This window comes from Oryzibacillus soli (assembly GCF_051594765.1).
Taxonomy (GTDB): Bacteria; Bacillota; Bacilli; order Paenibacillales; family NBRC-103111; genus Paenibacillus_AR.
On record NZ_JBPPGJ010000150.1, the window covers coordinates 1 to 252 of the forward strand.

Sequence of the window (252 nt, forward strand, 5' to 3'; positions counted from 1 at the left end):
GCGCCCCTTAAGCCAGTGAGGGTTCGTGAATACAACAACGTTATCTGCAATTGTCCAGAACCTAAAGAAGAAAGCCCATCAGGAATCAAGATCTTGAACCCCCCAATAGAACCAAGAACCCGACTGGAGATGGACTGCGAGCAATCATCTCGTTCGACGGAACCTTGATTCTTAAAAACGATGGGGTTCAAGATCAAGGGATTCCTGAACGAAATCGTCTTAAGGTCTTTACCCATCAAGATATTCAATACT

At 44.8% G+C, this 252-nt stretch carries 1 protein-coding gene; it reads right to left on the bottom strand.

Features of this window, described 5'->3' with window-relative positions; genetic code table 11:
• A partial coding sequence (locus ACSEXW_RS28495) for a hypothetical protein (protein WP_438449532.1) occupies positions 1–191 on the bottom strand: 191 nt, incomplete at its 3' end.
• Between the last annotated feature and the right edge of the window lie 61 nt (positions 192–252).